This window comes from Leclercia pneumoniae (genome assembly GCF_017348915.1).
Classification (GTDB): domain Bacteria; phylum Pseudomonadota; class Gammaproteobacteria; order Enterobacterales; family Enterobacteriaceae; genus Enterobacter; species Enterobacter pneumoniae.
In genome coordinates this window covers 2,340,019-2,360,956 of sequence record NZ_CP071383.1, presented here as the reverse complement: position 1 = coordinate 2,360,956, position 20,938 = coordinate 2,340,019, and the positions used below count along the sequence as shown (strand labels likewise).

The following is a 20,938-nucleotide window of genomic DNA, read 5'->3' as shown; positions in this document are numbered from 1 at the left end:
GTTATGAACGGTGGGTGTGAAATAAGCAAAACTGATGGGCTGCTATAAAATAATCGCCCGCGAGGATACGCGGGCGGCTGTTATCAGAATTGATAAACCAGACCGGTGGCGACGATATCGTCGGTACCTATGCCATTGGCGGCATAGAAGGCGTTGTCTTCATCCAGCAGGTTGATTTTATAATCAACGTAGGTAGACATATTTTTGTTGAAGTAGTAAACCGCACCCACTTCAGCATATTTCACCAGATCCTGGTCGCCCCAGCCGTGGCCCAAATCTTTCCCTTTTGACTGCAGATAAGAGACGACCGGACGCAGACCGAAATCGAACTGATACTGGGCAGTGACTTCGACGTTCTGGGTTTTATTGGCGACCGCGTCCTCAAATTTGCCATACGGAGTCATGTTACGGGTTTCAGAGTACATGGTCGCCAGGTAAATGTTGTTGGCGTCGTATTTCAGGCCGGCGGTCCAGGCATCCGCTTTGTCACCGCCCGCCGTAGTACGGTTGATCTGCGCGTTGGTACGGTCAGAGGTGGTGTAGGCCGCGCCGGCGCTGATACCCATCCCGAAATCGTAGGTAGAGGAGATACCGAAGCCGTCCCCGTTTTCATGACGAATGTCGCGACCGTTATTGGTGCCTTCGTTCCCGTTGCCCTCATCTTCGTTGTTACCCTGATACTGCAGCGCTACGTTCAGGCCTTCAACCAGGCCAAACAGATCCGCATTGCGATAAGTCGCCACGCCATTGGCACGGTTGGTCATGAAATTATCTGCTTTGGAATAGCTGTCGCCACCGAACTCTGGCAGCATATCGGTCCAGGCCTCGACGTCGTACAGCACGCCATAGTTACGACCGTAATCAAAGGTGCCGTACTGGCCGAACTTGAGGCCCGCAAAGGCCAGACGCGTCCAGGACTGGTTTTCAGACCCTTCGGTATTATTGGCCTGGACGTTATATTCCCACTGACCGTAGCCAGTCATCAGATCGTTAATCTGGGTTTCGCCTTTAAAGCCCAGACGGATATAAGTTTGATCGCCGTCAGCCCCTTTATCGTCAGAGAAATAGTGCAGGCCATCAACCTTGCCGTAGAGATCTAATTTGTTGCCATCTTTGTTATATATTTCTGCCGCATGAGCTGTGCTAGCCATTAAAAGGGCAGGGATGATCAAAGCCAAAACTTTTCTTTTCATGATGACGGATCCTCAAGCTATATTTTATTATTTAATACGTGCTGAACCTTCCCGGCTGGAAAGGTGTCTCATGCTAATTCACTCGCTTGCGGAGTCACAAAGTATAATTGTTACTATGTAAGTAAAATCTCAAGGATATAATGCAGGGGAAACAATGATAAGTTACATGAATATATTTAAGTGGAACTATGTAAAATGGGAATTATACCTGTTCCGTTAACTGTATTAGAATAGGCTGCGTTATATGCCCGTTGTTATTTCAATTCGTTGAGAATACGATTTAAAATTTTAAATCCTATTGTTTTCCAAATGGAACAGCCCGAAGACAAATCTTCGGGCTTTTTTTATACCGCTAAATAGGGATTACTCGCTCGGCGCTTTCTCCGCCTTACCGGCCATCTGCGCCAGGAAATCATAGCGTTTTTGCAGATCGGCGGCGGCGTCTTTCCAGAGCTGCTCTGCCACCTCCGGCTGCTGCGCGTTAAGACGACGGAAGCGTTGCTCCTGCAATAGCGTCTCGGCCAGCGCGTCGGACGGGGGACGTGAATCCAGCGCCAGCGGCAGTTTACCCTCATCGGCGCGACGCGGATCAAAGCGATACAGCGGCCAGAATCCGGTTGCGGTAAGCTGGCGCATCTGGTCGTGGCTCAGCGCCAGATCGTAACCATGCTCTTCGCACGGGCTGTAGGCGATAATCAGCGACGGGCCTGGATACGCTTCCGCCTCCTGAATCGCCTTCACGGTCTGGTTAAGCTGGGCACCCAGCGAAATTTGCGCCACGTACACATGACCATACATCATCATGCTGACGCCCAGGTCTTTGCGCGCTTTGCGCTTGCCATGCTCGCCAAATTTGGTCACTGCACCCAGCGGCGTCGCTTTCGATGCCTGACCGCCGGTATTGGAGTAACACTGAGTATCCAGCACCAGAATGTTCACGTTTTCCGTCAGGCTGAGCACGTGATCCAGCCCGCCAAAGCCGATGTCGTAAGCCCAGCCATCACCGCCGATAAGCCAGATCGATTTTTCCACCAGCGCGTCGGCATCGGTAAGGAGCTGTTCAGCCCCCGCAACGCCCTGAAGCGCACTGCGCAGCGCAGTAACCTGTTCACGACGAACGTCCGGCGTCGCGTCAGCGTGCAGCGCCGCGTTCAGATCAGCCGGGATGTTATCCGCAAACTGTTCCAGCAGGCGCATAACGCGCACCCGGTGCTGGTCTACGGACAGGCGGAAGCCCAGACCAAACTCGGCATTATCCTCAAAGAGAGAGTTCGCCCAGGCCGGCCCGCGGCCATTGGCATCGGTAGTGTACGGCGTGGAGGGCAAATTACCCCCATAAATAGAGGAGCAGCCGGTGGCATTGGCGATGAGCATCCGGTCGCCGTAGAGCTGGGTCAACAGCTTAATATAGGGCGTTTCACCGCAGCCGGAGCAGGCGCCGGAGTATTCAAACAGCGGCGTAATAAGCTGCGAGGTACGAATATCGATCCGCTCAAGCTGGTTGCGATCAATTTCCGGCAGGTTAAGGAAGAAGTCGTAGTTGGTTTTCTCCTCCTCCACGTGCTCCAGCCGGGACATCATATTGATGGCCTTGATCTCCGGGTTCTGGCGATCTTTAGCCGGACACACCTCAACGCAGAGATTACAGCCGGTGCAATCTTCAGGCGCGACTTGCAGCACATACTTCTGTCCACGCATGTCGCGGGATTTCACATCCAGTGAATGGAGGCTGGCCGGTGCCGTTTCCATCTCCTCAGGCGAGACCACTTTAGCGCGGATGGCCGAATGCGGACAGGCAGCGACGCAGTGGTTGCACTGCGTACAGAGCTCCTCTTTCCAGATCGGAATGGCTTCGGCGATATTGCGTTTTTCCCAGCGGGTGGTGCCCAACGGCCAGGTGCCGTCCGGCGGCAGCGCGGAGACGGGCAGGGCATCACCCAGACCTGCCAGCATCGCGGCGGTGACGGTTTTAACAAAGTCTGGTGCCGCATCCGATACCACCGGTGGACGGTGCGGACTGCTGGCATTTACCGCTTGCAAGGGCACTTCTGCCAGCGATTCGCGGGCCAGTGCCAGCGCTTGCCAGTTGCGCTCCACCAGCTCCTGACCCTTGCTGCTGTAACTTTTGGCAATCGCCCCCTGCAGTTCCATCAGGGCGCTGTCGCCTGGCAGAATATTTGTCAGGTGGAAGAACGCCATCTGCATCACGGTGTTAATGCGCGCCGCCAGACCGCACTCGCGGGCAATTTTTGCGGCATTCACCACAAAGAAGCGCGCTTTTTTCTGGTTCAGCATGGCCTGCACGTCCTGCGGCAGACGTCCCCAGACCTCATCGGCGCTGTAGGGGGTATTCAGCAGGAAGATGCCGCCCGGTTTCAGGCGCTCTACCATCTGATATTTGTCGATAAACTGCAGCTGGTGGCAGCCAACAAAATCGGCCTGCGACACCAGATAGGCAGAGCGAATCGGCTCCTCGCTGACGCGCAGGTGCGAGACGGTTAACCCGCCTGCTTTTTTCGAGTCATAGACAAAATAGCCCTGGGCATACCAGGGTGTGGAATTACCAATGATTTTGATGTTGTTTTTGGTGGCCGACACGCTCCCGTCGCTGCCCAGACCGTAAAACAGCGCTTCAAGCTTCGCACGCGAGGGCAGGGTGTTTTCCGGTAATGGCAGAGAGAGGTGGGTTACGTCGTCGTAGATCCCCACGGTAAAGCGCGGCTTCGGCTTGCTGGCCTGCAGTTCGTTAAAGATTGCCAGCACGCAATCCGGGCCAAACTCTTTAGATGAAAGGCCATAGCGCCCGCCAATTACGCGCGGCAGTGTTTCGCGCTCGCCGCTGCTGAAGGCTTCCGCCAGCGCGGTTATCACATCCAGATGCAGCGGCTCCGCCTGCGCGCCGGGCTCTTTGGTGCGGTCCAGCACCGCCACGGCGCGTGCGCTCTCGGGCAGTGCGGCCAGCAGGTGTCGGGCCGAGAAGGGGCGATAAAAACGCACTTTTAGCACGCCCACTTTTTCGCCACGGGTCAACAACTCATCTACCACCTCTTCACAGGTCCCGATGGCCGATCCCATGATCACTATCACGCGCTCCGCCTGCGGGTGACCGTAATACTCGAAGGGCTTGTACGCCCGTCCGGTGGCATCCGCAAAGTCGTTCATCGCCTGCTCCACGTGGTCGTACACCGCGTTGTACCAAGGGTTGGTGGCCTCCCGGGACTGGAAATAAGTATCCGGGTTTGCCGATGTACCGCGAATCACCGGGTGTTCCGGATTCAGCGCCCGGGCCCGGTGGGCATCGATCTCTGCCTGCGGCAACAGGCTACGGATGGTGTCGTCCGTAATCGACTTAATTTTGTTGATCTCATGCGAAGTGCGGAACCCATCAAAGAAGTGAATAAAGGGCACGCGGCTCTTCAGGGTGGCAATGTGTGAGATCAGGGCAAAGTCCTGCGCTTCCTGGACGCTGCCCGCGCAGAGCATGGCGCAGCCGGTCTGGCGTACGGCCATAACGTCGGAGTGGTCGCCAAAGATCGACAGGGCGTGCGTGGCAACGGTACGGGCCGCCACGTGCAGTACAAACGGCGTTAACTGACCGGCCAGTTTGTAAAGCGTCGGGATCATCAACAGCAGCCCCTGCGAAGAGGTAAACGAGGTCGAGAGCGCCCCCGTCTGTAACGCCCCGTGCACCGCGGCGATCGCCCCGGCTTCTGACTGCATCTCAACAACGCGGGGCACATCGCCCCAGACGTTTTTTAAACCATTACCCGACCAGGCATCGGCCTGTTCAGCCATTGTGGAGCTAGGGGTAATTGGGTAAATGGCGATCACTTCACTGGTGCGAAACGCGACGGACGCGACTGCGCCATTACCGTCAATAGTTTGCATAGGAGACACCCTTACATTGCGCAAAAAAGAGGGGACTCGCGCGCGATGACGAGTCCTGTAATTATCCTTTAATGTTAGCAAAGGTAGGGTTTTTCAATTTTCGCTTTTGTGTCCTGGGAGACGGCCGCGCCCCCGATCAGATCAAGGTTTTGCCAAAAAATTGCGAGAAAATGTTTCGCGGACGCATAAATACGCGTATGCGGTCTCGACGCGAGCGGAGTGGGTGCCTATGATGGTTAGGTTTTGCCAATTCATGTGGGGAGAAGTTATGCGTGCAGCATTTTGGGTAGGGTGTGCCGCCTTGTTACTGTCGGCCTGTAGCAATGAACCTGTTCAGCAGGCCACCGCCGCGCATGTCGCGCCGGGGATGAGAGCGGCGATGTCCAACTCGGGACAAGCGAACTGCGCCATGATTGGCGGCTCGCTCTCGGTTGCACGTCAACTGGATGGCTCGGCCATCGGCATGTGTGCCTTGCCCAACGGCAAACGTTGCAGTGAACAATCGCTTGCCGGCGGATCGTGCGGAAGTTACTGATTACTCCACACGTTTAAACATCAACGTCGTTTCTGCCGTCGCCAGGGTTAATTGATCCTGGGTGAGGTCAACCTGCGCGCCTTTGCGCAGCATAGTGCTGAGCGTATTATCCAGCTCATTACGCTGAGGGTCGGTACAGAGTTTGCGCGTCATCGCCATCTCTTTGACCTTCAGTTCTCCCTCTGAGAGCTTCCCTTCACCGCTGAAGCGGTTACACATCACCCCGGATACGGCCATTTTCTCACCAAACGCGATTTCAGGTGGTGTGGCGGAGGGCTTTACGGCGGCGCCGTTAACACTTTCCAGCACAAAGCGGTGGTTCTGTAACTGATCTTTTTGCACTGAGGCTTTCCCTGGGTTTACACAGCCGGTCAGGGTCAGGCTTAACAGCGTTACTGCAACGAGCGTTTTCATTTTGGTTCTCAACATTATTACTGCGAAATGCCTAACTCACATTCTATAAAGGATGTGAAAAATATCATCGGGCTTAATCTGAAAGCGAAAAGGCATTGTCCATATCTATGTATGAACAATGCCTGGCGGGACATTATACCAGCGCGTTCGGGCTCTCTTCCCCTTTGGCCAGCTGGCTGAGGTTACCGAGGGTGGTCTCAGAGATGCTGATCAAGGCTTCGGCCGTCAGGAAGGCCTGGTGGCCGGTGAACAGCACGTTATGGCAGGCCGACAGGCGACGGAACACGTCATCCTGAATCACGTCGTTTGATTTGTCTTCAAAGAAGAGATCGCGTTCGTTCTCGTAAACATCCATCCCCAGCGCACCGATTTTCTGCGTTTTCAGCGCTTCGATCGCGGCCTGAGAATCAACCAGACCGCCACGGCTGGTGTTGATAATCATCACCCCGTCTTTCATCTGGTCGAAAGCGCTCTGATTGAGCAGGTGGTAGTTTTCCGGGGTCAGCGGGCAGTGCAGGGAGATCACATCGGACTGGGAGAAGAGCGTCGGCAGATCAACATACTCAACGCCGAGATCCAGCGCCGCTGCGCTCGGATAGGGATCAAACGCCAGCAGACGCATACCGAAACCTTTCAGAATACGCAGTGCCGCTACGCCAATTTTACCGGTACCGACCACCCCAGCTGTTTTACCGTACATGGTAAAGCCGGTCAGACCTTCGAGGGAGAAATTCGCATCACGGGTGCGCTGATAGGCACGGTGAATACGACGGTTCAGGGACATCATCATACCAATGGCATGTTCAGCCACGGCTTCCGGAGAGTAGGCCGGGACGCGAACCACTTTCAGCCCCAGCTCTTTGGCGGCATCGAGGTCCACATTATTGAAGCCCGCACAGCGCAGGGCGATATACTTCACTCCCTGTTTCTTTAGCTCTTCCAGCACCGGTCTGCTCCCGTCATCATTGACGAAAATGCAGACGGCTTCGCAGCCGTGCGCCGTTTTGGCCGTTTTTTCAGTCAGCAGAAAGTCGAAAAATTCAAGCTCGAAGCCATACGCCTCGTTAACCTGTTGCAGGTACTTTTTATCGTACTGCTTTGTGCTATATACCGCGAGTTTCATAGGACTTTCTCCAGTGATTTAACTTCATAGTAGCGTAATTAAAATAATTTTACATTTTATGAAAAATGATTGAAATCAATATCTTCTATGAATAATTCTAGAGCATCTTTGCGCCTGAACTCTATCAGATTAAAACAACAGGGTTTTATTCTGCCACTCTCGCTTTACCCTAACGCATCAGCACACGCGGTTTACTGCTTCGGGTCAGAGCAACTATCCTTAAAACGCACCTGGCTTCAATCTGGCGGCTAAACGTGCCACAATGCCCGGCATTGCCGGCAAATATTTTCGCTAAATCAGGATATTAACTACCCATGAAGGGTAAATACAAAGCCGCCATCGCGCTCCTTCTGCTGCTGTTACTGCTGCCATTGACGCTGCTGATGACCCTTGCCCAGTGGGTTCCGACCCTGGCCGGGATCTGGCTGCCAGTGGGGACCCGCATTGCCTTCGAAAAAAGCCCGCACCTGACGCGCCACGCCCTGGTCATCCCCGATCTGCGCTATCTGGTAGAAGATTGCGAAATCGCGCGCATCGAAAATGCCACGCTCTCTCACCCCAGCCGCTGGAAGTTCGACGCCGCTGCGGTCACGCTTAATAGCGCCTGTTTCAGCAAAATTCCGCAAAGCGCACCGAGCGCAGCCGCCCCGAAGACCCTTGCGGAGTGGCAATCGTTACTGCCCAACACCTGGCTGAGTATTGATCGCCTGACCCTGGCGCCCTGGCAGCAGTGGCAAGGCAGAATTACCGCTTCACTGACCCCGAAAGTGCAGGAAATCCATTACGACGGTGAATCAATCAAGCTGCGGGGTACGCTGCGCGGACAAAATCTTACCGTCAGCGATGTTGAGATCCAGTTGCCAGACTCGCCCCAGCCGGTGAAGCTGGTGGGCGAATTCACGCTTCCGCTCGTACCGGACGGCCTGCCGGTACAGGGGCATGCCGTGACCACCTTCTCGGTGCCCCAGGTTAACTCACCGGTTGATGCCGAACTGGAGTGGCAGGATAACAGAGGTCAACTGGTGATGATTGCCCGCGAAAGCGGCGAGCCGTTGCTGGATCTTCCCTGGCAGATCACCCCGGAGCAATTCTCCATCAGCGATGGCCGCTGGAGCTGGACGCAATCGGGCATTCCGCTTGGCGGTCGGCTGGGGGTGCGAATTGAAAACTGGCAGCAGGGCATCGATAAGGCCATTATTTCTGGCCGGATGAACGTAGTCACCTCCGGTGATGCCGGAAAGGGTAACGCCGTGCTCAGCTTTGGCCCCGGTACGTTAAGTATGGATAACAGCAATATGCCGCTGCATCTTAACGGTGAGGCCAAGCAGGATGATCTCATTTTCTACGCCGGGCTCCCGGCAACGCTGACGGGCAGCCTGACCGATCCTAAACTGGCTTTTGCCCCCGGGGCGCTGCTACGGTCGCGTGGCCGTCTCATCAACGCACTGAATATTGATGAAGTGCGGTGGCCATTGGCCGGGGTCACGCTTACCGGTAATGGCATTGATGGACGTTTACAGGCCATTTTGCGCGCGCATGAAAATGAGATGGGTAACTTCACCCTCCATCTTGACGGCCAGGCGAACAACTTTTTGCCGGATAAGGGGCTGTGGCAGTGGCGTTACTGGGGCGAGGGACATTTTCTGCCCATGCAGGCGCGTTGGGATGTAGCAGGCAAGGGCGAATGGCGCGACACGGTGATTGCGCTGAACGCGCTCTCCACCGGCTTTGATAAACTGCAATACGGCTCTATGCTCGCCAGCAAGCCACGGCTGGTACTGGAAAGCCCGGTGCGCTGGCAGCGAGACCCTGCCGATCCCCATTTTAGCGGCGCGCTGGCCTTTAATGCACAAGAGACGACCTTTACCGGCGGCAGCGTGCTGCCGCCCTCCACCCTGACGTTCAGCGTCGATGGCACCGATCCCACGCTCTTCCAGTTTAAAGGAGCGCTGCACGCCGGGGCTATCGGCCCGGTACAGGTGAATGGCCGTTGGGATGGCGAACGTCTACGCGGGCAGGCGTGGTGGCCGCAGCAGTCGTTAAACGTCTTCCAGCCCCTGGTCCCGCCTGACTGGAAAATGAAGCTGCGCGATGGGGAGCTCTATGCCCAGGTCGCCTTTTCTGCGGCGGCGGATCAAGGTTTTGAGGCGGGAGGACATGGCGTGCTAAAAAACGGCAGCGTCTGGATGCCCGACAACGAGATCAACGGCGTCGATTTCGTCCTGCCATTCCGCTTCAGCGAGGGGGCCTGGTCGCTGGGCACCCACGGCCCGGTCACGCTGCGTATCGCGGAGGTGAAAAACCAGGTGACGATGCACCATATTACCGCCGACCTGCAGGGTGATTACCCCTGGCGCGAAGAGGCGCCGCTGCTGTTAACCGACGTTAACGTCGAACTGTTGGGGGGCAAGGTCACCATGCAGCAACTGCGGATGCCCCAGCATGATGCGGCATTATTACGCGTGCAGAATATCTCCTCCAGCGAGCTGATCAGCGCCGTGAATCCGAAGCAGTTTACCCTCTCCGGACCAGTGAGCGGGGCGCTGCCGTTCTGGCTGAATAACGATAAGTGGATTATCAAAGATGGCTGGCTCTCTAACGCCGGGCCAATGACCCTGCGTATCGATAAAAACACGGCAGACGCGATCGTAAAAGACAACATGGCCGCCGGCGTCGCTATCGACTGGCTGCGCTACATGGAAATTTCTCAGTCGTGGACAAAACTCAATGTAGATAACCTGGGGGAGCTGACGCTATCGTCAACGCTGAAAGGCATCAGCCGCGTGGATGGCAAATCGAATGCCGTTAACCTGAACTACACCCATCAGGAAAATGTGTTTACTCTCTGGCGCAGCCTGCGCTTTGGCGACAACCTGCAAGCGTGGCTTGAACAGAACGCCACCTTACCAGCAACCCACTGCCCGAAGGGCAAGGAATGTGAGGAACAACAATGAGAACACTGGCCGGTGGCGTCGTCGCCGTGGTCGTTATGCTGCTGACGGGCTGTACGCCGCGTATCGAAGTGGCGGCCCCGAAAGAGCCCATCACCATCAATATGAACGTGAAGATCGAACACGAAATTCACATTAAAGTGGATAAAGACGTGGAAGCGCTGCTGAAATCCCGCAGCGATCTATTCTGAGGTGGTCATGAAGAAATCCTTAGCCATCATTCTGCTTACGCTGGGACTCTGCGCGCAGGCCTCGGCGCTCACGTTGAACGAAGCCCGCAGCCAGGGGCGTGTAGGGGAGACGCTGGACGGATACCTGGCGCCCGTGGCTCAGGATCGCGAGACGCTGGCGCTGGTGGCGCAAATTAACCAGGCGCGTACCGACAGCTATCAAAAACTGGCGGACAGTAACAATATTCCGGTAGACGAAGTGGCCAAAATGGCTGGCATCAAGCTGGTGGAGCGCGCCCGCCCCGGTGAGTATGTCAAAGGCATTAACGGCAAGTGGCTAAAGAAGTGATCAGCGGTGGCGTTTGCGGTATTCGCCGGGTGAGATGCCAAATCGTTGCTTAAAGGCGGTAGAAAAATGGCTGTGATCGGTAAAGCCCCAGCTGTAACCAATGCCCGCCAGTTTCTCTTCATCGCGGGTTGCGCGCAGCATTTGCGCGCAGAGATCGAGACGACGGTTTTTAATGTACTGCGCGACCACCAGTCCTTTATCGGCAAACATACGATAGAGACTGCGTACTGACATACCGCTCTCTGCCGCAATCCACTCGGGGCGCAGATGTTCCGCCTGAATATGATCGTCAATCAATGACAGCACGCTTTTGAACTGGCGCTCCTTGCGCGGCAGGGTGCTTTCACGCTGCTGTAGTACCGGGCGCAGTAAGCAGACCATCGCCTCCAGCGCCGCTTCGCTCTCTTGCTCGCTAAGCGTCGGGTTGCTCATGCTCTCCTGCATCAGACGGTGGCTTAATTGTACCGTGGGCAGGGTATGGGAGAGTTTTTGTGCGCAGCTCACCTCCTGAAAACGGAAGTGCTGTTCAAGGATCTGTCGGGGCAGCAGCAGGGAGATTTGGCGGGACTTCTCCTGCCAGTAAAGCGAGCAGGGGCGCGAGGCGTCGATTAAGCTAATATCCCCGGCTGCCAGGGTGATCTGACGATCATCCTGTTCCAGTCCCGCCACGCCTTCCAGCTGGAACACGGTATAAAACCAGGCGTCGTTACTGTGCTTAATCTCCTGGCGGGTGCGAAACAGATTCACGCCACCGGCGGTCACGGTGCTCAGCTTCAGGTTACCGGTCCAGGTCGACTCCAGCTCGCCAAAAAATTCACCGTTCATTGGCCGGGCTGCGAAACTGCCGCAAACCGCGTTAATTTGCGCCAGCCAGTGCTGAAATCTTTCCTGTTCGCTTACGCACGCCATATTCATTCCCGTCACGCCGTTAATGTTTAAGCATTGTTGCATTTATGTTGCCAAATTCCACAGGCATTGCGCTGACTATAGGAAAGAACACTTACCGGGAATAGTGTAATAAGCGGGAATTATCACGAATTGCGGTGCCTGTCACAGGTGACAAAGTGAATGTCATAGAGATAAAAGCGGATTTGCCAAAGCCACCTTAGACTGCTGTGACACCCTGCGAAAGATAAGGAGAAGGTATGTCTGATACTCAGGTCGCCGTACTGCAAAGCGTGCAGCAATTTTTAGACCGCCAGCACGGTCTCTGGATCGAGGGAGAGCAGACTGCCTCCGATAGCGATAACCCTCTGGATGTGTTCAACCCGGCGACCGGCGAGGTGATTGCCACCACCGCCGACGCCAGCGTTCAGGATGTCGATCGCGCGGTCATGTCCGCGTGGCGCGCCTTTGTGGGCCGTAGCTGGGCGGGTAAATTGCCCGCCGAGCGTGAACGCATTCTGCTGCGTTTTGCCGATCTGGTGGAGCAACACAGTGAGGCGCTTTCCCAGCTTGAAACCCTGGAGCAGGGCAAATCCATTAATATCTCCCGCGCCTTTGAAGTGGGCTGCACCCTGAACTGGATGCGTTATACCGCCGGGCTTACCACCAAAATTACCGGCAAGACCCTCGACCTCTCTATTCCGATGCCCCAGGGGGCGCGTTACCAGGCCTGGACACGCAAAGAGCCCGTCGGCGTTGTGGCGGGCATCGTGCCGTGGAACTTCCCGCTAATGATTGGTATGTGGAAAGTGATGCCCGCGCTGGCGGCAGGCTGCTCGATCGTGATCAAGCCTTCGGAAACCACGCCGCTGACCATGCTGCGGGTGGCCGAACTGGCAAGTGAAGCGGGTATTCCCGATGGCGTGTTTAACGTGGTTACGGGCAGCGGGGCAGTGTGCGGCGCCGCCCTGACCAGCCATCCCCATATCGCTAAGGTGAGCTTTACCGGCTCTACCGCCACCGGCAAGCAAATTGCCCGCGCCGCGGCGGAGCGTCTGATGGGCGTCACCCTTGAGCTGGGTGGCAAAAACCCGGCCATCGTGCTGAAAGATGCCGATCCGGCCTGGGTTATTGAAGGGTTAATGACCGGCAGCTTCCTCAACCAGGGCCAGGTGTGTGCGGCCAGTTCGCGTATCTATATCGAAGCGCCGCTGTTCGATACCCTGGTAAGCAGGTTTGAGCAGGCGGTGAAGTCCTTAAGCGTCGGGCCGGGCATGTCCCCGCAAGCACATATCAACCCGCTGGTCTCCCGCGCCCATTGCGACAAGGTTCAGACCTTCCTTGATGAAGCGCAATCCGGGCACGCGGAGCTGATTACCGGCAATCGTGGGCCGGACGGTAAGGGCTATTATGTCTCGCCAACGCTGGTGGTGAACCCGGATGCCAGCCTGCGCCTGACGCGGGAAGAGGTGTTTGGCCCGGTCGTCAATTTAGTGCGGGTGGCCGACGGGGAAGAGGCGCTGAAGCTGGCGAACGACACCGAATATGGCCTGACCGCCAGCATCTGGACGCAAAACATCAGCCATGCGCTTTCGTACAGCGATCGACTGCAGGCCGGTACCGTCTGGGTGAACAGCCATACCCTGATTGACGCCAACCTGCCGTTCGGTGGCATGAAGCAGTCCGGCACCGGGCGTGATTTTGGCCCCGACTGGCTGGACGGCTGGTGTGAAACCAAATCGGTTTGTGTACGGTATTGAAGTTAGCTGAAGCCCTCGTAAGAGGGCTTTTTCACATCACGTAGCTTTCAGCAATCTTGTGCTCATTCTTAACATAGTTGTGGAGTCGCTTTTTATAGATAAGCGAGAGCAGCAGGCTTGCGGCGATCCAGAACAGCAACATACTGAGCAAGGTGACCATGGTGTAGATAACCGGCTTATCTTTTTCGAACTGTTTTACTGCCTTAATCACATCCTGCTTATATTCCTCATTAACAAAGGTCTCGCAAATCATTTGTACCAGGCCGTGGGAGGGGGTAAGCGGCATTTCTGCGCGGGCCTGGCAGGTGGCCGGGGTGATCGACCAACGCCCTTTACGGATGACTGCAAAAGCCTCTGAACCGCCCTGCGGGGAGAGATAAAAGTTCTCATCGGTAGGCTTGTAAAAAAGCGATGCCGCGCCTTTTGGCGTATTCGCAACCTTAAACAGCATGTTGCCCATAAAACCGCAGGCGCTCAGCGAGATAGCGGCGATTAAGCATGATCCAATCAGCTCGGTTCTGGATATCGAGGGGGTTTTGTTTAAAGGGAGATTGATTGCGAAGAGGAACAACAGAAACCGGCTTATTCCATTCTTCTGGTAAATTTCATGTGCCGATGTGGGGTTCCGCCTGGCACAGACCTTCATGAGCGCTACGATGGCGCCAAAAATCGCGATAAATGCAGCCAGCGTTCCGATTGGCGATCCGCTGAACTCCTTGCCAATTAAGTCAATGAAAGAAATATTATTTTCCATAGCGTCCTCTTCGGTCGATCATCATCCACTGGCACATTATTAGCAGCCTGATAGTGAATTAGGAAGCGTTACGTCCCGGGAGGCGGTGGTCATATCGTGTTAACCATGGCAAAAAAAGCCGGGCATCACGCCCGGCTTCACGGTTATTTACTCTCGTCTTTCTTCTTGCCAAGCGTGGGGGTTTCGTCAAAGAAGTTCCAGGGTTTGAGGAGGGTATGGACCCACTCGGTTGGCATGATAGGCCACTCCTCCGCACGTGCCACGTGGGTGGTACCGGTGGTCATCCAGACCACGTTATCCTGGTCGTTCAGGTTTTCGTTATCTTTACTGTACTTGCCCAGCCCCTCATCGTGAATGGAGCGGTTCGGGAATTTGCCTTCCGGGTACATCTCATTAGGATGGTAGCGGGTCACCCACAACTGCTTATCCATAAAGCTCAGACGATGGTAGATCCACTCATCCTTCGCGAAATTCGCTCCGGTGGCGACCGGGTGGGTGCCCCCGGCGTAAGGGATTATCTGGTAAGACACCGGGTTACCCATGCGGTTCTCTTTAGTGGTGTTGCTCAGCAGGCGGATGGTGCCGGGGTCGAACTTCTGTGCCGCCTGCTGTTCGGTATCAATGGTGTACTGATTCACCTGCATGGTGCTGGTACGTGGGCCGCCCGTGGTGTTTGGCTTCACCTCAGGATCCATGGCCACCATGCGGTTGTTAGTGCCATCTACGTCCATATCCAGGCGGAAGTTATAGATATGCTGGTGGGTGGTGCCAACAATATTATGGTCGATCAGCGTGCCATATTTGGTGTCATCTTTGGCGCTCGGATCATGCATGGTTTTCGCCTGCACCCCTTTCACCGCTTCGATACCGGTTGCCCCGGCATCAATTCCGATGGTGCCATTTTGGTGGAAGACCCAGTCAAAGATGTAGTCGTAGTTCCCTACGGTACTGACCCAGCGCACCACCAGCTCCCGCCGCTCGGCGCTGACGTTGGGTTTCCCCATCTCCTGGTGCTTATACTCTGGCCCGGCATAGCGTTCGAAAATAGCGATAGCGCGCGGGATCTCCATCGGTGCCCCGGTATAGTCCGGAATGGTCTCGTTGAGCATCACCGCATTTGAAGGCACATCTTTACCGCGCACCAGCGAGGAGGTCAGGGTGCCCATGCCGTAATCGCCGGAGTCCAGATAAGCCTTGAAGTACCAGCCCACATCCGGGTCGCCGTAAGGCACGATCATTCCGCCCAGCGATCCCTGGTACATAACCTGGCGTTTTTTACCGTTGTCGTTATAGGTAATGGTCGACAAAATCGGCCCTACGCGGGAGTCCAGCCGCAGGTGGAAATCCCAGTTCTGCCAGTGCACCATGTCGCCGGTAATGGTGTAGTTTTTACCCTCCGGCTCCACGATATTCAGCGGTTTCAGACTCGGCGCCACGCGGTCGCGGCCATCATACGGACGCGGCGTCAACGGTACTGGCACCACCGGACCCTCTTCAATTTTCTGGATCTTTTTCTGCTCCAGGTCGACCACGGCCACCAGGTTTTCGATCGGGTGGGCCCAATAGTTACCGTCACCGACATCCAGATAGCTCACCACCTTCAGCAGGCGATCTTCCTGCCGGAGGCCGTCTTTACCGTCGAAGTAACCGACCGTCAACGGCGTAGTCACCACCTTACTCGGGTCATCCACGCCGTGCTTCTTCAGCGCTTGCGCAAACTCCGGGCTGGAGGTGACGATGCTTTGTACGGTCATAAAGTCATCCAGCAGCACCATGCCGTGCGCATCTTTAATGGCCGCCCAGCTGACCACTTTTTTCTCTTGCAGATCCACCACGCTTTCGACGATATGTTTCCCGTCGAGCATGGTGATGGCGGCCTGACGAGGCGCATCAACGGCGGTGCCATTGAGGACAAAGTCCCATACTTTGGCTTTTTCAGGCTCTACCAGCGCAATCTGGGTAAAGCGGGTGTTAGGTTTGAAATCCGGCGCGGCTTTAACAATTTCCACCGCCTGCTTGATCTCGTCGGCCGAGAGGGCGTTCAGCGGGTGCGGGGTCTTTTCCACCTGGAAAGTCTGGTCCAGCCCTGACTGGAAGACGTCGTTAATAAAGGTTTCGGGGATCATCGCCGTCTGGCCTTCCATCACCACCGGCACCTGTAGCGTCACCGGCTTGCCGTTGACCATCGCCTGTTTCGCGCCGGGTTTCACCTTCACAAAGGCGCCATCCTTGCTGATGGTAAACATCTGGGCGTAGTCATCCCATTGCACATCCGCGCCAAAGTCGGCCAGGGTTTTGTCCATCGGCACCATGTGTGCGGCGGTGCCATGCGCCATCGCCGGCGCCTGGCCAAGTAAAAGGGCCGCGACGGCCAGAGCGACTGCCGTTTTACGCGGGGAAAAAAGAGAGGGGCTTCCCATAATTAACCTCGTATTGTTGTGTCGTTGTGCACTCGGGACCGCTGTTCTGCGCGCGGTTTACTCATCGCCAACATAGCAATATCGCCATGGACACTGTTTGCCTGCGTTTGCCAGATTATTTGTCAGATGTGCCAGAAGCCGGATAACGCAGGCTGCGTTATCCGAAAGAGGAGGGTCAGAGGTCAATGTCCCCATGCTGGCGCGCGACGAGGGTCAGAATGGAGTAGAGAGCCACGGCCTGCTGATGCTGGTTGAAGATCTCCACCGCCCATTCCACTACGCCGGTCGGTTTCTCATCCGCCGTACGCTGTTTCTTGAGCGTTTTACGTTTACAGGTCAGGCGTACCTGGATGGTATCGCCCGGTTTGACCGGTTCGATAAAGCGCAGATTTTCCATGCCGTAATTGGCAATCACCGGGCCTACGCCCGCATCCACAAAGAGACCGGCAGCGGCAGAAATGACAAAGTAACCGTGCACCACGCGCTCGCCGAAGATCGACTCGGCAGCACCGATTTTATCCATGTGGGCGTAGAAGTGATCCCCACTCAGGCAGGCGAAATTGACGATGTCGGTCTCGGTCAGGGTACGGCGCGGCGTCAGGAGACTATCCCCTGGCTGTAACTCTTCAAAGTATTTGCGGAACGGATGAACGCGATCTTCCTGCACGCTGGCGCCACGTACCCACTGTTTGCTGATGGCTGCCAGCATTGATGGGCTGCCCTGAATCGCCGTACGCTGCAGATAATGTTTCACCGCGCGCAGGCCGCCCAACTCCTCGCCGCCCCCGGCACGTCCCGGCCCGCCGTGAACCAGCTGGGGCAGAGGAGAGCCGTGGCCGGTAGACTCTTTGGCTGACTCCTGGTTAAGGATCTGAATACGGCCATGCGCCCGCGCCGCGCCGGCAATAAACTGCCGCGCCAGCGCCGGATTAGCGGTTACCAGCGTGCCAGCCAGGCTCCCTTCACCCGCACGGGCAAGGGCCATCGCGTGTTCAGCATCCTGGTACGGCATCAGAGTAGCGACCGGGCCAAAGGCTTCGGTGGCATGCACCGCCGGGGTTTCATCCGGCTGCGGACAGAAGAGCAGCGTCGGCGGGAAGAATGCGCCGGCCGCGTTGAGATCGGCTTTGCCGCCGAGGCGCACCTGACAGCCTGCCGTCACCAGTGCATCAACCTTCTCCTGCACGTCGGCGCGCTGTTCGGCGTTGACCAGCGCCCCCATTTTTACCCCCTCCTGCGCCGGATCGCCGACCACCACGCTTTCCAGCCGGGCGATCAGCGCCTGGCTCACCGCCTCGATCTGAGCCTGCGGCACGATGATACGGCGAATGGCGGTACATTTTTGTCCGGCCTTGGCGGTCATTTCACGCACCACTTCGCGAATGAACAGGGCAAATTCCGGCTGCTCCGGCGTAACGTCCTCCCCCAGCACGCAGCAGTTTAGCGAGTCGGCTTCCATGGTGAAGGGGATGGATTTGGCGACGATGTTGGGGTGAACCCGCAGCATCTGGCCGGTGCTTGCCGAGCCGGTAAAGGTCACCACGTCCTGGCTGTCCAGGTGGTCAAGCAGATCGCCCGCGCCGCCGCATATCAGGCTGATTGCCCCTTCGGGCACCAGGCCGCTTTCAACGATGGATTTTACCATCGCCTGGGTGAGCTGAGCGGTAGCGGTGGCCGGTTTGATAATGGCAGGCATTCCGGCAAGCCAGGTTGGCGCCAGTTTTTCCAGCATCCCCCAGCAGGGGAAGTTAAAGGCATTAATATGCAGCGCCACGCCCGATTTCGACGTCAGTACATGACGAGCCGCAAAGCCTCCCTCTTTAGAGAGCGGTATCAGTTCATCTTCCGGCCACAGAGTATCGTCCGGCAGCTCGCGGTTACCCAGGCTCGCATAGGTGAAAAGGGTACCGATGCCCCCTTCAATATCCACCCAGCTATCGGCTTTGGTTGCCCCGGTCTGTGCCGAGAGGGCATAGAACTCCGCTTTCTGGCTTAGCAGATGCTTCGCCACCGCTTTGATCATCGCGGCGCGCTCGATAAAGGTCATCGCATGAAGTGACTCACCGCCTTTCTCAATGGCGTAGCGACGCGCGGCGGCCATATCCAGCCCTTCGCTGGTGACCTGCCAGAGCGGTTCGCCCGTAATGGCGTGATAAATGCTGCGTTCACGGCCCCGGCCAGACTGCCAGGTGCCGGATAAGAAGCTGGCTAACTGCTGCATCTCTTCTCTCCAAGTGTTTCGTGATTTCACTATAGATAGTTTGATCGCGAATCATAAAATGCAAGGAGTGTTTTAATAATTTGTTAACAATGTGATCTTGCCTGACGAATGTCCTGCGCATCGATCCAGGCGCGACGCGGGCTAAGCAAAAGGGTTGCGAGCGCCATCACAAAATAGACAAACAACTCTTGGGGTTATATTTAACCTTTGTGTAACTTTTAAAAAACAAAGTGATTCGCTAATCGGCGTCACTTGATGGATTCACGAATCATAAAGGTGATGATGTGACAGAAGAACAACGTTTTGAGCAACGCATCGCGCAGGAGACGGCCATTGAGCCGCAAGACTGGATGCCGGAAGCCTATCGTAAAACGCTGATCCGTCAGATTGGCCAGCACGCGCACTCTGAGATTGTTGGCATGTTGCCGGAAGGTAACTGGATCACCCGCGCACCAACGCTGCGGCGCAAAGCCATTCTGCTGGCGAAGGTGCAGGACGAGGCGGGTCACGGACTCTATCTCTACAGTGCGGCAGAAACGCTGGGCTGCGCCCGGGAAGACATCTACCAAAAGATGCTCGACGGCAAAATGAAATACTCCTCCATCTTTAACTATCCCACCCTGAGTTGGGCGGATATCGGGGTGATTGGCTGGCTGGTGGACGGGGCGGCCATTGTGAACCAGGTGGCGCTCTGCCGAACCTCTTATGGCCCCTACGCCCGGGCGATGGTGAAAATCTGTAAAGAAGAGAGCTTCCACCAGCGTCAGGGCTTTGAAGCCTGCATGGCGCTGTCACAGGGGAGCAAGGCGCAGCGGCAGATGTTGCAGGACGCCATCAACCGCTTCTGGTGGCCAGCGCTGATGATGTTTGGACCCAACGATGATAACTCACCGAACAGCGCCCGCAGTCTGGCCTGGAAAATCAAACGCTTCGGTAACGATGAGCTGCGTCAGCGCTTTGTCGACAACACCGTGCCGCAGGTTGAGATGCTGGGCATGACCGTGCCGGACCCGGATCTGCATCTGGACGAAGAGAGCGGTCACTACCGCTTCGGCGAAATCAACTGGCAAGAATTTGACGACGTGATCAACGGCCGCGGCGTGTGCAACCACGAGCGTCTGGCCGCCAAGCGTAAAGCCTGGGAAGAGGGGACGTGGGTGCGCGAAGCCGCACTGGCGCACACCGAAAAACAGCACGTCCGCAACGTCGCGTAGGAGGAAGCACAATGAGCAAAACATACTGGCCGTTATACGAAGTCTTTATCCGCACCAAACAGGGGTTGTCTCACCGTCATGTGGGAAGCCTGCATGCCGCCGATGAGCGCATGGCGCTGGAGAATGCCCGCGATGCCTATACCCGCCGCAGCGAAGGCTGCTCAATCTGGGTGGTGAAGGCGAGCGAAATTGTCGCCTCCCAGCCGGAAGAGCGCGGAGAGTTCTTCGACCCGGCTGAGAGCAAGGTCTATCGCCATCCCACTTTCTACACCATCCCTGATGGCATCGAGCATATGTGAGGTCAGGGATGAAAACATTAACGGCTTATGTACTGCGTCTGGGTGATAACGGGCTGGTGCTCTCCCAGCGCCTTGGCGCGTGGTGCGGCCATGCACCGGAGCTGGAGATCGACCTGGCGCTGGCCAATATCGGCCTCGATTTGCTGGGGCAGGCGCGCAACTTCTTAACCTATGCCGCCGAGCTGGAAGGGGACGGCGATGAAGATTCGCTGGCCTTCGGGCGAGATGAACGTCAGTTCAGCAATCTGCTGCTGGTGGAGCAACCGAACGGTAACTTTGCCGATACCATCGCGCGCCAGTATTTCATTGATGCCTGGCACGTGGCGCTGTATAGCCGTCTGGTGCAGAGCCGCGATGCGCAACTGGCCGCAATCGCCGCCAAGTCCCTGAAAGAGGTGCGCTACCACCTGCGTTTCAGCCGCGGCTGGCTGGAGCGCCTCGGCAACGGGACAGCACTCTCCGCTGAAAGAATGCAGCAGGCCATCAACGAACTGTGGCGCTTTACCGGGGAGTTGTTTGAGGCCGACGACGTTGACCTGGCGCTGAGCGAAGAGGGCATCGCGGTCGATCCGCGTACGCTGCGCGACGCCTGGGAAGCGGAAATCATGACCGGTCTCAAGGATGCAGCCCTTACGGTACCAGAAGAGGCGGCCTACCGCAGCGGCGGCAGGCAGGGTCTGCATACCGAACATCTGGGGCCGATGCTGGCAGAGATGCAATATCTGCAACGCGTCTATCCCGGTCAGCAGTGGTAACAGAGGA

General features: G+C 56.5%; 16 protein-coding genes. 8 read left to right on the top strand and 8 right to left on the bottom strand.

From position 1 onward, the window contains the following. Nucleotides 1-83: 83 nt before the first annotated feature. Together ompC and nifJ are read right to left on the bottom strand one after the other, a co-directional pair. Nucleotides 84-1,193 carry a porin OmpC gene (gene ompC, locus JZ655_RS11375; RefSeq protein WP_207291827.1) on the bottom strand — a complete coding sequence of 370 codons (1,110 nt, stop codon included), beginning with the start codon at nucleotides 1,191-1,193 and terminating at the stop codon, nucleotides 84-86. Between the two features lie 363 nt (nucleotides 1,194-1,556). After that, nucleotides 1,557-5,081, bottom strand: a complete 3,525-nt coding sequence (gene nifJ / locus JZ655_RS11370; protein WP_207291826.1) for a pyruvate:ferredoxin (flavodoxin) oxidoreductase — start codon at nucleotides 5,079-5,081, stop codon at nucleotides 1,557-1,559. A gap of 268 nt (nucleotides 5,082-5,349) precedes the next feature. Here nifJ and JZ655_RS11365 point away from each other — a divergent pair, with 268 nt between their 5' ends. Beyond that, a complete protein-coding gene (locus tag JZ655_RS11365) occupies nucleotides 5,350-5,616 on the top strand; it encodes a putative hemolysin (protein ID WP_040078481.1) in 267 nt (88 codons plus the stop codon). Here the strand turns inward: JZ655_RS11365 and hslJ are convergent, their stop codons facing one another. After that, nucleotides 5,617-6,030, bottom strand: a complete 414-nt coding sequence (gene hslJ, locus JZ655_RS11360) for a heat shock protein HslJ (RefSeq protein ID WP_207291825.1) — start codon at nucleotides 6,028-6,030, stop codon at nucleotides 5,617-5,619. It lies immediately after the preceding gene. Between the two features lie 133 nt (nucleotides 6,031-6,163). Beyond that, nucleotides 6,164-7,153 (bottom strand): 2-hydroxyacid dehydrogenase, encoded by a 990-nt coding sequence (locus tag JZ655_RS11355; protein ID WP_207291824.1) that lies wholly within the window; start codon nucleotides 7,151-7,153, stop codon nucleotides 6,164-6,166. Between the two features lie 314 nt (nucleotides 7,154-7,467). Here JZ655_RS11355 and JZ655_RS11350 point away from each other — a divergent pair, with 314 nt between their 5' ends. Genes JZ655_RS11350 through JZ655_RS11340 form a run of 3 tightly spaced genes read left to right on the top strand, consistent with a single transcriptional unit; the run spans nucleotide 7,468 to nucleotide 10,623 of the window. Beyond that, nucleotides 7,468-10,107 carry a YdbH family protein gene (locus tag JZ655_RS11350; RefSeq protein ID WP_207291823.1) on the top strand — a complete coding sequence of 880 codons (2,640 nt, stop codon included), beginning with the start codon at nucleotides 7,468-7,470 and terminating at the stop codon, nucleotides 10,105-10,107. Then, the gene (locus JZ655_RS11345; protein ID WP_046885246.1) at nucleotides 10,104-10,295 is read left to right on the top strand and encodes a YnbE family lipoprotein; all 192 of its coding nucleotides are present in this window, start codon (nucleotides 10,104-10,106) and stop codon (nucleotides 10,293-10,295) included. The genes JZ655_RS11350 and JZ655_RS11345 overlap by 4 nt, the downstream gene beginning before the upstream one ends. Before the next feature lie 7 nt (nucleotides 10,296-10,302). Then, on the top strand, nucleotides 10,303-10,623 hold the full coding sequence (locus tag JZ655_RS11340; protein WP_046885247.1) for a YdbL family probable chaperone protein: 321 nt from the start codon (nucleotides 10,303-10,305) through the stop codon (nucleotides 10,621-10,623). On the opposite strand, the gene feaR is transcribed toward JZ655_RS11340, so the two are convergent. Then, complete coding sequence (feaR, locus tag JZ655_RS11335) at nucleotides 10,624-11,532, bottom strand: transcriptional regulator FeaR (protein WP_046885471.1); 909 nt, start codon at nucleotides 11,530-11,532, stop codon at nucleotides 10,624-10,626. It abuts the gene before it with no gap. Nucleotides 11,533-11,768: 236 nt separating this feature from the next. On the opposite strand from feaR, the gene JZ655_RS11330 reads away from it, so the two are divergent. Continuing rightward, nucleotides 11,769-13,268: an aldehyde dehydrogenase family protein gene (locus JZ655_RS11330; protein WP_207291822.1), complete on the top strand. Its 1,500-nt coding sequence runs from the start codon at nucleotides 11,769-11,771 to the stop codon at nucleotides 13,266-13,268. Between the two features lie 31 nt (nucleotides 13,269-13,299). Here JZ655_RS11330 and JZ655_RS11325 read toward each other — a convergent pair whose 3' ends face one another. The 3 genes from JZ655_RS11325 to paaZ form a co-directional block, all read right to left on the bottom strand. After that, a complete protein-coding gene (locus JZ655_RS11325; RefSeq protein ID WP_046885249.1) occupies nucleotides 13,300-14,022 on the bottom strand; it encodes a DUF6216 family protein in 723 nt (240 codons plus the stop codon). Nucleotides 14,023-14,165: 143 nt separating this feature from the next. Next, a complete protein-coding gene (gene tynA, locus JZ655_RS11320; protein ID WP_207291821.1) occupies nucleotides 14,166-16,442 on the bottom strand; it encodes a primary-amine oxidase in 2,277 nt (758 codons plus the stop codon). 175 nt (nucleotides 16,443-16,617) lie between these two features. Next, on the bottom strand, nucleotides 16,618-18,663 hold the full coding sequence (gene paaZ, locus JZ655_RS11315; protein ID WP_207291820.1) for a phenylacetic acid degradation bifunctional protein PaaZ: 2,046 nt from the start codon (nucleotides 18,661-18,663) through the stop codon (nucleotides 16,618-16,620). 284 nt (nucleotides 18,664-18,947) lie between these two features. On the opposite strand from paaZ, the gene paaA reads away from it, so the two are divergent. From paaA to paaC, 3 genes are read left to right on the top strand one after another with little or no spacing between them, the layout of a single operon-like run. Next, entirely contained in the window at nucleotides 18,948-19,877 is a 930-nt protein-coding gene (paaA, locus tag JZ655_RS11310) for a 1,2-phenylacetyl-CoA epoxidase subunit PaaA (RefSeq protein ID WP_207291819.1), read from the top strand. Between the two features lie 11 nt (nucleotides 19,878-19,888). Continuing rightward, nucleotides 19,889-20,176, top strand: a complete 288-nt coding sequence (paaB, locus tag JZ655_RS11305) for a 1,2-phenylacetyl-CoA epoxidase subunit PaaB (protein WP_040075422.1) — start codon at nucleotides 19,889-19,891, stop codon at nucleotides 20,174-20,176. 8 nt (nucleotides 20,177-20,184) lie between these two features. Continuing rightward, nucleotides 20,185-20,931: a 1,2-phenylacetyl-CoA epoxidase subunit PaaC gene (gene paaC, locus JZ655_RS11300; protein ID WP_046885252.1), complete on the top strand. Its 747-nt coding sequence runs from the start codon at nucleotides 20,185-20,187 to the stop codon at nucleotides 20,929-20,931. Nucleotides 20,932-20,938: the final 7 nt, after the last annotated feature.

What these genes read in the sequence shown, in the direction of transcription:
- JZ655_RS11330 (WP_207291822.1), top strand. Translation starts at nt 11,769, where the DNA reads ATGTCTGATACTCAGGTCGCCGTACTGCAAAGCGTGCAGCAATTTTTA.
- JZ655_RS11365 (WP_040078481.1), top strand. Translation starts at nt 5,350, where the DNA reads ATGCGTGCAGCATTTTGGGTAGGGTGTGCCGCCTTGTTACTGTCGGCC.
- tynA (WP_207291821.1), bottom strand. Translation starts at nt 16,442, where the DNA reads ATGGGAAGCCCCTCTCTTTTTTCCCCGCGTAAAACGGCAGTCGCTCTG.
- nifJ (WP_207291826.1), bottom strand. Translation starts at nt 5,081, where the DNA reads ATGCAAACTATTGACGGTAATGGCGCAGTCGCGTCCGTCGCGTTTCGC.
- JZ655_RS11325 (WP_046885249.1), bottom strand. Translation starts at nt 14,022, where the DNA reads ATGGAAAATAATATTTCTTTCATTGACTTAATTGGCAAGGAGTTCAGC.
- paaC (WP_046885252.1), top strand. Translation starts at nt 20,185, where the DNA reads ATGAAAACATTAACGGCTTATGTACTGCGTCTGGGTGATAACGGGCTG.
- feaR (WP_046885471.1), bottom strand. Translation starts at nt 11,532, where the DNA reads ATGGCGTGCGTAAGCGAACAGGAAAGATTTCAGCACTGGCTGGCGCAA.
- paaZ (WP_207291820.1), bottom strand. Translation starts at nt 18,663, where the DNA reads ATGCAGCAGTTAGCCAGCTTCTTATCCGGCACCTGGCAGTCTGGCCGG.
- JZ655_RS11340 (WP_046885247.1), top strand. Translation starts at nt 10,303, where the DNA reads ATGAAGAAATCCTTAGCCATCATTCTGCTTACGCTGGGACTCTGCGCG.
- paaB (WP_040075422.1), top strand. Translation starts at nt 19,889, where the DNA reads ATGAGCAAAACATACTGGCCGTTATACGAAGTCTTTATCCGCACCAAA.
- ompC (WP_207291827.1), bottom strand. Translation starts at nt 1,193, where the DNA reads ATGAAAAGAAAAGTTTTGGCTTTGATCATCCCTGCCCTTTTAATGGCT.
- JZ655_RS11350 (WP_207291823.1), top strand. Translation starts at nt 7,468, where the DNA reads ATGAAGGGTAAATACAAAGCCGCCATCGCGCTCCTTCTGCTGCTGTTA.
- JZ655_RS11355 (WP_207291824.1), bottom strand. Translation starts at nt 7,153, where the DNA reads ATGAAACTCGCGGTATATAGCACAAAGCAGTACGATAAAAAGTACCTG.
- JZ655_RS11345 (WP_046885246.1), top strand. Translation starts at nt 10,104, where the DNA reads ATGAGAACACTGGCCGGTGGCGTCGTCGCCGTGGTCGTTATGCTGCTG.
- hslJ (WP_207291825.1), bottom strand. Translation starts at nt 6,030, where the DNA reads ATGAAAACGCTCGTTGCAGTAACGCTGTTAAGCCTGACCCTGACCGGC.